This is a genomic window from Marinobacter sp. R17 (genome assembly GCF_003789045.1).
In the GTDB taxonomy this organism is placed as follows: Bacteria; Pseudomonadota; Gammaproteobacteria; order Pseudomonadales; family Oleiphilaceae; genus Marinobacter_A; species Marinobacter_A mangrovi.
This window is the reverse complement of the sequence record NZ_RHGZ01000003.1, coordinates 67,882-82,018: the sequence shown is the minus strand read 5'-3', so window position 1 is coordinate 82,018 and position 14,137 is coordinate 67,882. Positions and strand designations below refer to the sequence as shown.

Genomic DNA, 14,137 nt, shown 5'->3' with positions numbered 1-14,137 from the left:
ACCTCCCTCTGACGTCAGCCCTGCGCCTTCCAGGCCAGGGCTGACGGGCTTTTAGCTCCTTCTGGCACGACTTCTGCAGTATCTATGGCAAGAGTCAAAAATCCGGCAGGAGTTTTCCCATGGATAAATCCATCTATATCGGCATGTCCGGCGCCAAGCAGTCGATGCTGGGCCAGCAGGCCCATGCCAACAACCTGGCGAACGTGAATACCACCGGTTTCAAGCGCGACTTCGCCCAGGCGCGGAGTATGCCGGTTTTCGGGGAAGCTTATCCGACGCGGGCCTATGCCATGACCGAAAGGCCGGGCACGGATCTGTCTGCCGGCGCCCTGATGGAAACCGGACGGGATCTTGACGTTGCCGTGAATGGCGACGGTTGGTTGGCGGTCCAGTCAGACAGCGGGGAAGAGGTGTATACCCGCTCCGGCAGCCTGAGCGTCGATGTCAACGGCCTGCTACGCACGGCTTCCGGGGAGCCGGTGTTGGGCAACGGTGGACCCGTGGCATTGCCGCCGTATGACAGCCTCACCATTGCCCAGGACGGCACCATTTCCATCGTGCCGGCTGGCGGACCACCCGATCAGTTGGTCCAGATTGACCGACTCAAGCTGGTCAATCCCGATCAGGCAAGCATGCACAAAGGCACCGATGGCTTTTTACGGGCCGGTCCCGAGGGGCAAGCCGGCACGGTCGCACCGGCTGATCCGAACGTGCGGATTGAGCCGGGCTTTCTTGAAGCCTCCAACGTCAATGCGGTGGAGGAAATGATCGACAACCTTCAGCTGGCACGCCAGTACGAGATGCAGGTGAAGGTGATGCGCACGGCGGAAAGTAATTCAGAAGCGACGGCACGGCTGTTGCAAAACCTTGGTTAACAGTCGGCTTGATCGCTGAAGCGGGGAAAAGCGGCAAATGTTCGCCGCCCGCTGACGGGTTTCTTGCAGGAGTATAGAGAATGCATCCAGCACTTTGGGTCAGTAAAACCGGTCTGAGCGCCCAGGACACCAACCTGGCGACCATCTCCAACAACCTGGCCAACGTCAATACGACCGGCTTCAAACGCGACCGGGCGGTCTTCCAGGATCTGCTGTATCAGGTTCATCGGCAGCCCGGCGGTATGTCGTCGGAGAACTCGCAGCTGCCGTCGGGCCTGCAGTTGGGTACGGGTGTTCGCGTTGTGGGCACAGCCAAACAGTTCACCCAGGGGAACCTGCAGGTGACGGAGCAGCCTCTGGACATGGCGATCGATGGGCGTGGTTTCTTCCAGGTGCTCAAGCCGGACGGCAACATTGCCTACACCCGGGACGGTCAGTTCCAGTTGAACTCCGACGGGGACATTGTCACCGCCAACGGTTATCCGATTGAGCCCAACATCAACGTGCCGGACAACACGACCCACATCACGGTCGGTACCGACGGTACGGTGACTGCCGTCGTAGATGACGCGGCCAATCCGGTGCAGTTGGGCCAGATCACCACGGTGGACTTCGTGAACCCGCAGGGCCTGCAGGCGATCGGGAACAACCTGTTTGTCGAGACCAATGCCAGCGGCGCCCCGCAGGAAGGCGATCCGGGCGTTGATGGCCTGGGCGCGGTTCAGCAGGGCATGACCGAATCCTCGAACGTTGAGGTGGTCGAAGAGCTGGTGAACATGATCACGACCCAGCGCGCCTATGAAATGAACTCCAAGGTGGTCTCGACCACCGACCAGATGCTCCAGTTCCTGACCCAGAACGTCGGCTGACGCTGACGAACGGGTAGAGGAGGTATAAGTCCATGCAATCCAGACTGACACCATTGCTGATCGTGATCCTGGCGGCCCTGCAGGGCTGTCAGGCCGTCAGCCGCCCGCGGGCAGTGCCCGACGATCCGGACTACGCGCCGGTCATGGCGCAATCCATGATGCAGCGTGATCCGTCGTCCGGCGCGATTTACCAGACGACGCGCAATTTCAATTTCTACGGCGACCGGGTGGCCCTGAACGTCGGTGATGTGCTGATGGTCAATCTGGAAGAGCAGACGCAGGCCTCGAAGAGTGCCGACAACGAGATCAAGAAGGAAAACCAGGTGGATTTCAACGACGGCGCGATCCTGGGCCTGGACAAGCTGAACCTGGCCACCAACCCCCAGTTTGATCGCGACTTCAAGGGGCAGGCGAGCGCGGACCAGAGCAACAGCCTGGCCGGCAGCATTACGGTCACCGTGACCGACGTCTACCCGAATGGTGTGTTGCGGATTCGCGGCGAGAAGTGGATCTCCCTGACCAACGGCGATGAATACATTCGCCTGACCGGCCTGGTCCGGCCGCAGGATATTTCAACGGATAACACCGTGTCGTCCAACCGGATCGCCGATGCGCGCATTGCCTACGGCGGTACCGGTGACTTCGACGACGCCACGCGCCAGGGCTGGCTGTCCCGCTTCTTCAACAGCGAGTGGTTCCCGCTATGAGTCTGAAACGAGCCTTCCTGACACTGCTGGCGATGGCGGTTCTGACGCAACCGGTTCTGGCCGACCGCCTCAAGGATCTGGCCCGGGTCGCGGGCGTGCGTTCCAACCAGCTCGTGGGCTATGGCCTGGTGGTCGGACTTGACGGTACCGGCGATTCCGCGCCGTTTACCGACCAGACCTTCCGTAACCTGATGAACCAGTTCGGCATTACCGTTCCTACCAATGTGAATCCCAAGCTGGACAATGTGGCTGCGGTCACTGTCCATGCCACGCTGCCGCCGTTTGCCAAGCGCGGTCAGGAAATCGATATCACGGTTTCGTCCATTGGCAATGCGGACAGCCTGCGCGGCGGCAGCCTGCTGATGACGCCGTTGAAAGGCGCTGACGGCCAGGTCTATGCCATGGCCCAGGGCAGTCTCGTGGTGGGCGGTTTCGGCGCCTCCGGTGCCGACGGCTCCAAGATCACCGTCAACCTGCCCAGTGTCGGTCGTATTCCCAACGGCGCCTCGGTGGAGCGTGAAGTGGCCTCACCGTTCGATCGGGGGGATACCATCACCTTCAATTTGATGCGTCCGGATTTCACCACCGCGCGGCGGGTGGTGGATGTGATCAACAACACCCTGGGGCCTGACATGGCCTACGCCCACGATGCGAGCTCCATCTCGGTCAAGGCGCCGCGGGATCCGTCCCAGCGGGTCAGTTTCCTGTCGGTGCTGGAGAACCTGGATGTGAACCCGGCGGAGGCGGCGGCCAAGGTCGTCATCAACAGCCGTACCGGGACGATCGTGGTGGGCCAGAACGTGCATGTCAGCCCGGCGGCCATTACCCACGGCAACCTGACGGTGACCATCGAGGAAAACCCGAACGTCAGCCAGCCGGGCCCGCTGTCCGGCGGCGACACCGTGGTGACCCAGGACACTACCATCACCACCACGCAGGAACCGGCGCGTATGTTCAAGTTCGGCCCGGCCGTCACCCTCAATGAGATCGTCGAGGCGGTGAACCAGGTGGGCGCCGCACCCAGTGACGTGATGGCTGTGCTGGAGGCACTCAAACAGGCTGGCGCCCTGCGCGCCGAGCTGATTGTGATCTAGGTGTAACGATGCAGGATTCCCGGCTCGACACGGCGCAGTACTACACCGACTTCAGTGGCCTGAATGCCCTGAAGACGGAAGCGCACAAGGACAAGAAAGCGGCGCTGGAGCAGGTGGCCAAGCAGTTCGAGAGCCTGTTCCTGGCGCAGATGCTGAAGTCCATGCGCAGGGTCAACGACGTCTATGCCGAGGGCAATTACCTGCACAGCAGCCAGTCGAAGTTCTACCAGCAGATGTTCGACAGCCAGCTGACACTGAGCATGAGCCAGAAAGGGGGCTTCGGCCTCTCGGAGACGCTGGTCCGGCAACTGTCGAAGCAGATTCCGGGGATGCAGTCCGAAGGCGACACGGCAGGCACTCACAAGGCGAGCATCACCGATTACCAGCGCAGCCTGCCGGCGCTGTCACCCCGGTTACCGGACGAGGTGGCGCAGGTCAAGGCCATCGCCGGTAGCGCTGGCACAGGGGGCTCCCAGGCGGCCGGCGATGCCGCTGACGGCACGCTGCCCGAGCGTTTCGAATCCCCTGAACAATTTGTGCAGACCCTGCTACCGCTGGCCCAGAAGGTGGCCGGCGATTCCGGGATCGACCCCAAGGTCATGGTCGCCCAGGCGGCACTGGAAACCGGCTGGGGTAAGCACATGATCCGCGGGCAGGGCGGTGAAACCAGTAACAACCTGTTTGGCATCAAGGCCGACGGTCGCTGGCAAGGGGATTCCGTGGACATTCTCACGACCGAGGTTCGCGATGGCATTCCGCTGAAGGAGCGGGCCGCGTTCCGGTCCTATCCGGATTACCAGTCGAGCTTCGAGGACTATGTGGGCTTCCTGCAGGACAACCCGCGTTATCGCGATGTGCTCTCGGTAGCGGATGATCCTGAAGCCTTTGCCGACGGTCTGCAGCAGGCCGGTTATGCCACGGATCCGGCTTATGGCGCGAAGATTCGCGGCATTCTTAACAGTGACTCGTTCGATACGATCACAGGGCAGTCCCTGTCCCTGAATCAGGGTACTGAGGAGTAATTGTCATGGCGGGCCTGATTAACATCGGTCTTTCCGGCATTCTGGGGCACCAGTCGGCCCTGAATACCACCGGTAACAACATCACCAATGCCAATACCGATGGCTACAGCCGGCAGCAGGTGACCCTGGAAGCCCAGAACGGCCAGCGTACTGGCGTTGGGTCGGTGGGTACCGGTGTCAATGTCAGTGATATCCGCCGTATCAGCGACCAGTTCGTGGTGAACCAGCTGCGCTCCGATACTTCGCTGTTCAACGAGCAGGATACGCTCAACACGGAGTTGACCAATCTGGACAACCTGCTGGGGGGCGACTCCACCGGTCTGAATACCGCACTCAACAATTTCTTCAACAGCATTCAGAGTGCCGCCGAGGATCCGGCAGCGCTGCCGCAGCGCCAGTCCGTTCTGAGTGAAGCCCAGGGGCTGGTCAATCGCTTCCAGTCACTGCACGAGCAGCTGATCCAGCAGCGGCAATCGGTCACCGGTCAGATGGATCAGTCCACCTCGGACGTGAATTCCCTGCTGTCCACAATCGCTGATTTGAACGAGCAGATCGCGGAAAGCCCAGGGATTGCACAGGGCAAAATGCCCAACGACCTGCTCGACAAGCGCGACGAAAAGCTGCGGCAGCTTTCCGAAATTATCCAGGTGAAGGTGTCGGAAACGGACGGCTATCAGGTCAACGTCTCGCTGACCAGCGGCCAGGCGCTGGTGGTGGGCGCCCAGGCGGCGAGTCTGTCGACGGAAACGTCCGATTCGGATCCGGCCAAGCTGAATTTCAAATTGACCAACGGCAATCGGGTGACGGATGTCACCGATCAGATAGTCGGTGGGTCGCTGGGTGGGCTGCGCACCTTCCAGAACAAGGTGCTGGAGCCGGCGTTTGACCAGCTCGGTCGCATCGCACTGGCCGTTTCCGACAAGGTAAACCAGCAGCACAGCATCGGTATGGACCTGGAAGGCGATCTGGGCGGGATGTTCTTCACCGACATCAACAGTCGTGCCGCTCAGTTGGACCGGGTCACGCCCAACGCCAACAACGGGGCTCCGCAGGACGGCGTCGTGTCGGTGGAAATCACCGATACCACCGATCTGGCGGCCAAGTCCTACACCTTGAAGTTCAACGGCACCAACGGCGAGAACTTTGAAGTGGTGGATGTGGAAACCGGTGAAACCGTCCGCCAGGGCCAGCTGCCCGACCCGCTGCCGGCCGAGATCGAGATGCCGGGCTTCAACATCCACATCGAATCCGGCAGTTTCCAGGATGGGGACAGCTACCTGGTCCGGCCGACCCGCAATGCGGCGGCCAACATCGAGTTGCAAATCGACCGGGAAGAAGATCTGGCGTTTGCCACGCCCGTGACCGCTGAAGCCGACGAGGGCAACACGGGCGATGCCAGCATTACGCAGGGGACCATGCTGAGCGTCAAAAACCCGCTCACCAATGTGCCGTTGGATCAGTTCAGTCAGCGCGGCGAACTCTCGCCGCCGCTGATGGTGCGTTTTAGCCCGACCTCGGACACCGATTACGAAATTCTGGACGCGTCGGACCCAACCAATCCGCAGGCACTGAGTCCTCCAGTGACGGGCACCTACCAGCCGGGTGTCTCCAACAAACTGTTTTCAGAGGATCCCTCTGATCCCAACTACCGCGGTTTTCAGTTCTCGATCAGCGGCAACCCGGAAGCCAACGACGTGTTCATGATCAACTACAACACGGACGGGGTCTCCGATAACCGGAATGCCCAGCTCCTGGGCGGACTGGGCACCGCCAATACCATGAACGGCGGTAGCCAGAGTTTCAGCGAGGCCTACGCGGGACTGGTTGAAACCGTGGGCACGACGACGCGTCAGAGCCAGATGGACCTGGAGGCCGGGCAGGCCCTGTTGGAGCAGTCTACCAATCAGCGTGAATCGGTTTCCGGTGTGAACCTCGATGAGGAAGCCGGGCGACTGATTCAGTATCAGGCAGGATACAACGCGTCGGCGCAGGTGATCAGCGTGGCGCAGGATCTATTCGATACCCTGTTAAGTACCTTTAGATAAGGCAGCCGCAGGAAGGAGTAAGCATGCGTATATCCTCACAGCAGATCTTTAATGGGGGCGTCAACCGGCTGCAGGACCTCAACACCCAGCTGCAGAAGACGCAGCAGCAGATTTCCACCGGTAAGCGGGTCATCAATCCGTCGGACGATCCGGTGGCTGCAGCCCGGTTGCTCAAGCTCGATCAGCAGAATGCCCAGATCGATCAGTATCAGCGCGGCATCGATCTGGCGGAAAACCGCTTGCAGCAGGAAGAGAGCGCCCTCTCGAACATCACGGACGTGATCCAGCGGGTGCGCGAGTTGACCGTCGAAGCCGGTAACGGCGCGCTTTCTCCGGAAGACCGCAAATCCGTGGCAGCCGAACTCAAGGAGCGGCTGTCCCAGTTGGCCGGGCTCGCCAACACCCGCGATGCCTCCGGCGAGTATATTTTCAGCGGTTTCAAGGGCAACACCCAGGCCTATCAGCAGAACGTGTCCGGCAGCTGGGTTTATCAGGGCGACGAAGGACAGCGTGAGCTGGAAATCGACGCCGGGGTCAGTGTGGCCATCAGCGATAACGGCAAGAAACTGTTTTCCGATGTCGCCAGCAATAACCCGACCTTTTTCACCGAGGCCAGCAGTGCCAATACCTCCAACCCGCCGGCGACCATCAGCTCAGGCATGATGCTCGACCAGGATGTCTTCAACAGCGTCTATCCGGACGATCTGATCGTGGAGGTGGATACCGCGGCGGGCACCTACACGGTCACCAACCGATCTACCGGGGCCGACCTGACGCCGGCGAACAACAGTTACACCAGCGGCGACAGTATCGAAGTGGCGGGTATCCAGTTCGAGATTACCGGTGCTGCTGATGGCGACAAATTCCTGGTGAAGACCGCGGACAGTCAGTCGATGTTCAGCACGATCGAGAAACTGATCTATGGCCTGGAATCTCAGCCCAAGAAACCGGCCGTGGCCACCGTTAACGATTTCTCCGCCCAGGCGGGCGGTGATTCGCTCAGCATTAACGGCGTGACTTTCAGCTTTGATAATACCGATGGGCTGGCGGACCTGGCGGATGCCATCAACAACAGTACAGACGAGGCGCTGAAGGGCGTCAGCGTCAACACGGATGACTTGCCGGGATCGATCCAGATTGAATCAACCGATGGTGACCTGGCGATTGACGCCGGTGGCTGGGGGGGCAACCTGGATGTCTCCGGTGCCAAATTCCAGAACATTGATATCAACGGCGGCGCGATCCAGGCCGACAGCACGGATTCGGCCAGTTTTGCCAGCGGTCAGCAGGCGTTTGACGATTTGATTGCTGACTCCCTCGTGAACCTGGACAACGCCCAGGAAAGCATTCTGGTGACCCAGACCGATATTGGCGGGCGCCTGAACGCGGTGGACTCCACCCGGGACTTCCTGTCGGATTCCTCCATTTACACGGACAAAATCACCTCACAACTGCGCGACGTGGATTACGCCGAGGCCGTCAGCACGCTCAGTTTCCAGAGTTTCGTGCTGCAGGCCGCGCAGCAGTCGTTCGCCCAGGTGTCGCAGCTCTCGTTGTTCGATCGAATCTAACGAAATGGCCCTGTTTCGGCGGGGCTTTCAACAAATCAGACGCTTGGCGGTTGACCCTGAGATTCGCCTCAGTATAATCGCGGCACTCTCCAATTGCCGGGGTGGTGAAACTGGTAGACACGCGAGATTCAAAATCTCGTGCAGGCAACTGCGTGTGGGTTCGAGTCCCACCCCCGGCACCATAATCCAAACGTGATACGCATCCTCCGGGACCTGAATGCCAGCCGTTGGTGAGTCCCCTTGCCAGATCAGGTTGAGCCGCCATGAAAGTCTCCGATTTCCATTACGACCTCCCGGACGAGCTGATTGCACGCTATCCCCTTGAGCAGCGCAGCGCGAGCCGTCTGTTGCACCTTGATGGCCCAACGGGCACGATCGATCACCGCCGGTTTCGCGACATTCTTGATCTTCTGGAGCCGGGCGATCTGCTGGTCTTCAATAACACCCGTGTGATTCCGGCCCGCCTGTTCGGTCAGAAAGAAACCGGCGGCAAGCTGGAAATCCTGGTGGAGCGGGTGCTCGATCAGCGGGAATTGCTGGCCCATATCCGGTCGTCCAAGTCGCCCAAGCCCGGTCAGCGCATTCTCGTAGAAGGCGAGGGCGCTTTCCGCGTGGTCGGTCGCCAGGACGCGCTTTTCCATCTTGCGCTGGACAGCGGTGCGGAATCGGTGCTCGAGCTGTTGGAGGCGGTCGGCCATATGCCGCTGCCGCCCTATGTCGATCGACCGGACGAAGGCTCCGACCGGGAGCGCTACCAGACCGTCTATGCCCGGGAAGCGGGCGCCGTAGCCGCGCCGACGGCCGGCCTGCATTTCGATGAAACCCTGATTGCCGAACTGGAAGAGCGGGGCATCGAACAGGCTTTTGTGACCTTGCACGTGGGGGCTGGCACGTTCCAACCGGTTCGCGTTGACCGTGTCGAAGAGCACCATATGCACAGTGAAGTGGTCGACGTGCCCGAAGAGACCGTCGCCGCCGTCGCTCGTGCTCGGGCTCGTGGCGGTCGGGTTGTCGCCGTCGGTACCACCTCTGTGCGCTCGCTGGAGTCCGCTTCCGTCGGTGGCGAACTGGTCGCTTTCCAGGGCGAAACGGACATTTTTATCTACCCCGGTTATCGCTTCCAGTGCGTGGATGTGTTGATTACCAATTTCCATCTGCCGGAATCCACCCTCATTATGCTGGTGAGCGCTTTTGCGGGTTATGACGGCGTTATGGCGGCCTATCGGGCGGCTGTGGCCGAGCGCTACCGGTTTTTCAGTTATGGCGATGCCATGTTTGTGACCGGCGAGAAGCCGTCGGCGCAGGCGGAGCGCGCCCAGCAGGAGTCAGAACGATGAGTGATCGTTGTTTCATGTCCTTCAAGACCTCCGCCACCGACGGCCGGGCACGGCGCGGCACACTGACTTTCCCGCGGGGTGAAGTGCAGACGCCGGCTTTCATGCCGGTTGGCACCTACGGCACCGTCAAGGGCATGCTGCCGCGCGACATTCAGGAGATCGGCGCCGAAATCATCCTGGGTAACACCTTTCATCTGATGTTGCGCCCGGGCACGAACGTCATCAGTGAGCACGGCGACCTGCACGACTTTACCCAGTGGCAGGGACCGATCCTGACCGACTCCGGCGGTTTCCAGGTGTTCAGCCTGGGGGAAATGCGCAAGATCACCGAGGCCGGCGTTAAATTCCGCTCGCCGGTGGATGGCTCGCCGGTGGAGCTCTCCCCGGAAATCTCGATGGAAGTCCAGCGCAAGCTGGGATCGGACATCGTCATGATCTTCGACGAGTGCACCCCGTATCCGGCCACCGAAAAGCAGGCGAAGGACTCCATGGAAATGTCCCTGCGTTGGGCCCAGCGCAGCCGGGATGCTCACGGTGATAGCCCTTCGGCACTGTTCGGTATCGTCCAGGGCGGCATGTACGAGCCGCTTCGGGAACGATCTCTGGAAGGGCTGGTCAATATCGGGTTTGACGGTTATGCAATCGGTGGTCTGTCCGTGGGCGAGCCCAAGGAAGACATGATCCGCATCCTGGATTTCCTGCCGCCGAAGATGCCGGCGGACAAGCCGCGCTACCTGATGGGCGTGGGTAAGCCGGAGGATATCGTCGAGGCCGTACGCCGCGGTGTGGATATGTTTGACTGCGTCATGCCGACACGCAATGCGCGTAATGGCCATCTGTTTACCAGCGAGGGCGTGATCAAGATCCGTAACGCGCGGCACCGTAACGACACCGGGCCCCTGGATTCAGACTGCGACTGCTACACCTGCCAGCACTTTTCGCGGGGCTACCTGCATCATCTTGACCGGTGCGGTGAAATGCTGGGATCACAACTCAATACGATCCATAACCTGCGGTATTATCAGAACCTGATGGCTGGATTGCGTGGGGCTATTGAAGCAGGTACATTGTCGGACTTTATCCACCAGTTCTACGCGCGTCGGGGGCAGTCCGTGCCGCCGCTGGCCGGCGAATCCTGAATGGGGTTTGCGGGGACCGGTCGCCGATGCGTTTCCCTTTATGAAAGGGCCGATTTCAATCAATAACGGAGTACACGAATGAAAGCTTTGCGTAATGCGCTGTCTGTCTGTCTGGCTGCCTCCCCCGCGGCGGCAATGGCCCAGCAAGCCGGCGGCGCCGGCCAGGGCGGCATGGGTGTGATCGGGCAGGTGATCTTTTTTGCCGGCTTCATCCTGATTTTCTACCTCCTGATCTGGCGTCCGCAGTCCAAGCGTGCCAAAGAGCACAAAAACCTGATGGCCGGCCTGAGCAAAGGCGATGAGGTGGTGACCTCCGGCGGCATGGCCGGCCGGATTACCAAGGTGACCGATGACTTCATTGTTATCGAAGTGGCTGACAACGTCGAAGTAAAAGTTCAGAAGGTGGCTGTTGCGACAGCGCTGCCGAAAGGCACCCTGAAAGACATCTGATCGGACTATCAAGGGGCACTCGGGTGCCCCTTCGTTTATCGGGTCGTCGCGGTCCGGCGTCGGCCTGAAACAGGCTAGCGGCGGAGCCCTTCGCCGCGTGTCACGGTTCAAGAATGATACAGGGCTGGTGCACACCAGCAGATAACAAGGCATTCCATGCTCAACAAATTCCCGCTCTGGAAAAACATTGTGATTCTGGTCGCTGTCGTGATCGGTTTCATATACGCGTTGCCCAACCTCTATCCGGATGACTACGCCATCCAGATCACCGGTGCGCGCAGCAGTACGCAGGTGGACCAGGCTACTCTGGACAAGGCCGTCGATGCGCTCAAGCAGGAGGGTATTGCGGTCAAGGAAGCGACTCTGAATCCGCCGAACGGCCTGATACGGGTCAACACGGCAGAGGCGCAGCTGAGCGCCCGGCCGGTCATCCAGGAAGCGCTGGGGCGCGAGTACCTGGCAGCGCTGAATATGGCACCGACCACGCCGGATTGGCTGCGCAGCATCGGCGCCGGTCCGATGAAGCTGGGCCTCGACCTGCGCGGTGGTGTCCACTTCCTGCTTGAAGTGGACATGGACAGTGCGCTGCAGAAGCGTCTCGAGGTGTATTCCAGCGAGATCAAGCGTCAGCTGCGGGAAGAGCATATCCGCTACCGCGGTGGCGATGTGGGTGACGGCAATACCATCCAGTTGGTGTTCCGTGACGATGCGTCCCAGGATCAGGCCTTCGAACTGATTCGTGACCAGTACAACGAATTCCTGCTCGACAAGACCACCGACGACAATGGCCAGCAGGTGCTGTCTCTGCAGCTCTCCGAGAAGAAGATCAAGGAGATTCAGGACTACGCCCTCAAGCAGAACCTGACCACCATTCGTAACCGGGTCAACGAGCTCGGTGTGGCCGAGCCGCTGGTGCAGCGCCAGGGCCGCGACCGCATCGTCGTGGAGTTGCCGGGTGTCCAGGATACGGCGCAGGCCAAACGGGTACTGGGTGCCACGGCCAACCTGGAATTCCGTCTGGAAGCCCGCCAGGACGCACCGTCCAGTTCCACCGAAGTCTATCCGTTCCGTGATGATCCGGAGCGCACGGCCCGCCTTGAGCGCGAAATCATCGTCACCGGTGAGAACGTGGCCAATGCGCAACAGGCCTTCGACCAGAACGGCCAGCCGCAGGTCAACATCACGCTCGACAGCACCGGCGGTGACCGCATGACCCGCGCCACCCGTGACGCCATCAAGCGCCGCATGGCGGTGTTGTTCATCCAGTACCGAACCGAGACCGTCAAGAAGCGTGTGGACGGTAAGGTTCAGGAAGTGGAGGAACGTAAGGTCAATCGCAGCATCATCAGCCTGGCAACGATCCAGTCCACGCTGGGCAGTTCGTTCCGGATTACCGGCCTGGATTCCACCGCCGAAGCCGGCGAGCTGGCCCTGTTGCTGCGCGCCGGCTCGCTGGCCGCGCCGATGTACTTTGTGCAGGAGCGGACCATCGGGCCAAGCCTGGGGCAGAAGAACATCGATTCCGGTGTCATGTCGGTGACCGTGGGCTTTGCCCTGGTGCTCCTGTACATGCTGCTGTACTACCGATTCTTTGGTCTGGTCGCCAACGTGGCGCTGGCAGTGAACCTGATGCTGCTGGTGGCGTGTATGTCGATCCTGTCAGCCACGCTGACGCTGCCGGGTATCGCCGGTATCGTTCTGACGGTGGGGATGGCGGTTGATGCCAACGTCTTGATATTTGAGCGAATAAAGGAAGAGCTCAGGCTCGGGGTTCCGCCTCAGAGTGCGATCAATGCCGGTTTCTCCCGGGCGTTTGTGTCGATCTTTGACGCCAACATCACGACGCTGCTGGTCGCAGTCATCCTGTTCGCCATGGGCTCCGGCCCGGTGAAAGGGTTCGCCGTGACCCTGTGTATCGGCATCCTGACGTCCATGTTCACCGGGCTGCTGGTCAGTCGCGCAATCATTAATCTGATTTACGGTGGTCGCAAGGTCGAGAAGCTTGCGATCGGGGGGAAGCTCGCCAATGGCTAAACTGACCGAGAACACCATTAATTTCATGAGGGGCCGGCGGCTGGCGTCCTTCGGGTCGCTGACGGCGGTTGTCCTGTCGATCATTGTCCTAGTCATTAATGGTCTTAATTGGGGGCTGGACTTTACCGGCGGCACATCCATCGAGTTCGCCTATGAAAAGGCGCCTTCCCTGGACGACGTGCGCCAGACGCTCGATGACGCGGGCTACAAGGAGTTTGTGGTTCAGAATTTCGGTGACGAAAAGTCCGTCCTGGTGCGCCTGCGCCAGGATTTCGACGACAAGCTCGCCGAGAACATGGCCGATGACCTGCGCGCGAATGGCGCCAAAGTCGACATGGTGCGGGCCGAGTTCGTCGGTTCGCAGGTGGGCGATGAGCTGAAAGAGAGCAGTGGCCTGGGCATGCTGCTGGCCTTGTTTGTGGTGCTGGTCTACGTCGGCATGCGCTTCCAGTTCAAGTTTGGCGTAGCGTCCGTATTGCCTCTGGCACACGACGTCATCGTTGTACTGGGCGTGTTCTCGCTGTTTCAGTGGACATTCGACCTCAGTGTGCTGGCGGCGTTGCTGGCGGTTATCGGCTACTCGCTGAACGATACGATCATCGTTGCGGACCGTATTCGCGAGAATTTCCGCAAGTTGCGTACCGGCAACAGCGAGGAGATCATCAACCACTCGATCACCGAAACCATGAGCCGGACCCTGAACACTTCGGGCACGACGCTCGTGGTGTTGTTGGCGCTGTTCCTGCTGGGCGGTGAGGCGATCCACAACTTCTCCATAGCCCTGCTGATCGGCATCCTGGTGGGTACCTATTCATCCATCTATGTGGCAGCGAACCTGCTGATCATGATGGGGGTCAGTCGCGAGGATCTGGTCGTGCCGGCGAAAGAAGGCGCGGCCGGCCAGCAGTCGGAGGAAGAGGAGCCGCCGGAGTGGCTGAACCGGATGTAAATGTGATGCTCTGAAAAACAAAAAAGGCCGCAATTGCGGCCTTTT

Annotated in this window: 12 protein-coding genes and 1 tRNA gene; all 13 read left to right on the top strand. The window is 60.3% G+C overall.

Annotation, left to right across the window (positions count from 1 at the left end; translation table 11 throughout):
- Window positions 1-119 precede the first annotated feature (119 nt).
- The 13 genes from flgF to secF all read left to right on the top strand — a co-directional run bounded on the left by flgF (window position 120) and on the right by secF (window position 14,092).
- A complete protein-coding gene (flgF, locus tag EB809_RS03645; protein WP_123633450.1) occupies window positions 120-875 on the top strand; it encodes a flagellar basal-body rod protein FlgF in 756 nt (251 codons plus the stop codon).
- Between the two features lie 80 nt (window positions 876-955).
- Window positions 956-1,744 carry a flagellar basal-body rod protein FlgG gene (gene flgG, locus EB809_RS03640; protein ID WP_123633449.1) on the top strand — a complete coding sequence of 263 codons (789 nt, stop codon included), beginning with the start codon at window positions 956-958 and terminating at the stop codon, window positions 1,742-1,744.
- A gap of 32 nt (window positions 1,745-1,776) precedes the next feature.
- The gene (gene flgH / locus EB809_RS03635) at window positions 1,777-2,451 is read left to right on the top strand and encodes a flagellar basal body L-ring protein FlgH (RefSeq protein ID WP_123633448.1); all 675 of its coding nucleotides are present in this window, start codon (window positions 1,777-1,779) and stop codon (window positions 2,449-2,451) included.
- The gene (locus tag EB809_RS03630) at window positions 2,448-3,545 is read left to right on the top strand and encodes a flagellar basal body P-ring protein FlgI (protein ID WP_123633447.1); all 1,098 of its coding nucleotides are present in this window, start codon (window positions 2,448-2,450) and stop codon (window positions 3,543-3,545) included. The genes flgH and EB809_RS03630 overlap by 4 nt, the downstream gene beginning before the upstream one ends.
- Window positions 3,546-3,553: 8 nt before the next feature.
- On the top strand, window positions 3,554-4,567 hold the full coding sequence (gene flgJ / locus EB809_RS03625) for a flagellar assembly peptidoglycan hydrolase FlgJ (RefSeq protein ID WP_123633446.1): 1,014 nt from the start codon (window positions 3,554-3,556) through the stop codon (window positions 4,565-4,567).
- Window positions 4,568-4,572: 5 nt separating this feature from the next.
- Complete coding sequence (gene flgK, locus EB809_RS03620) at window positions 4,573-6,612, top strand: flagellar hook-associated protein FlgK (RefSeq protein ID WP_123633445.1); 2,040 nt, start codon at window positions 4,573-4,575, stop codon at window positions 6,610-6,612.
- Window positions 6,613-6,635: 23 nt separating this feature from the next.
- On the top strand, window positions 6,636-8,183 hold the full coding sequence (gene flgL, locus EB809_RS03615; protein WP_123633444.1) for a flagellar hook-associated protein FlgL: 1,548 nt from the start codon (window positions 6,636-6,638) through the stop codon (window positions 8,181-8,183).
- Between the two features lie 95 nt (window positions 8,184-8,278).
- Window positions 8,279-8,365 (top strand) — tRNA-Leu (locus EB809_RS03610).
- A gap of 81 nt (window positions 8,366-8,446) precedes the next feature.
- Window positions 8,447-9,520 (top strand): tRNA preQ1(34) S-adenosylmethionine ribosyltransferase-isomerase QueA, encoded by a 1,074-nt coding sequence (queA, locus tag EB809_RS03605; protein ID WP_123633443.1) that lies wholly within the window; start codon window positions 8,447-8,449, stop codon window positions 9,518-9,520.
- Window positions 9,521-9,534: 14 nt separating this feature from the next.
- A complete protein-coding gene (gene tgt, locus EB809_RS03600; protein ID WP_123633556.1) occupies window positions 9,535-10,659 on the top strand; it encodes a tRNA guanosine(34) transglycosylase Tgt in 1,125 nt (374 codons plus the stop codon).
- A gap of 78 nt (window positions 10,660-10,737) precedes the next feature.
- Entirely contained in the window at window positions 10,738-11,109 is a 372-nt protein-coding gene (yajC, locus tag EB809_RS03595) for a preprotein translocase subunit YajC (protein WP_123633442.1), read from the top strand.
- Between the two features lie 156 nt (window positions 11,110-11,265).
- Entirely contained in the window at window positions 11,266-13,143 is a 1,878-nt protein-coding gene (secD, locus tag EB809_RS03590; RefSeq protein WP_123633441.1) for a protein translocase subunit SecD, read from the top strand.
- Window positions 13,136-14,092: a protein translocase subunit SecF gene (gene secF, locus EB809_RS03585; RefSeq protein WP_123633440.1), complete on the top strand. Its 957-nt coding sequence runs from the start codon at window positions 13,136-13,138 to the stop codon at window positions 14,090-14,092. The genes secD and secF overlap by 8 nt, the downstream gene beginning before the upstream one ends.
- Window positions 14,093-14,137 lie beyond the last annotated feature (45 nt).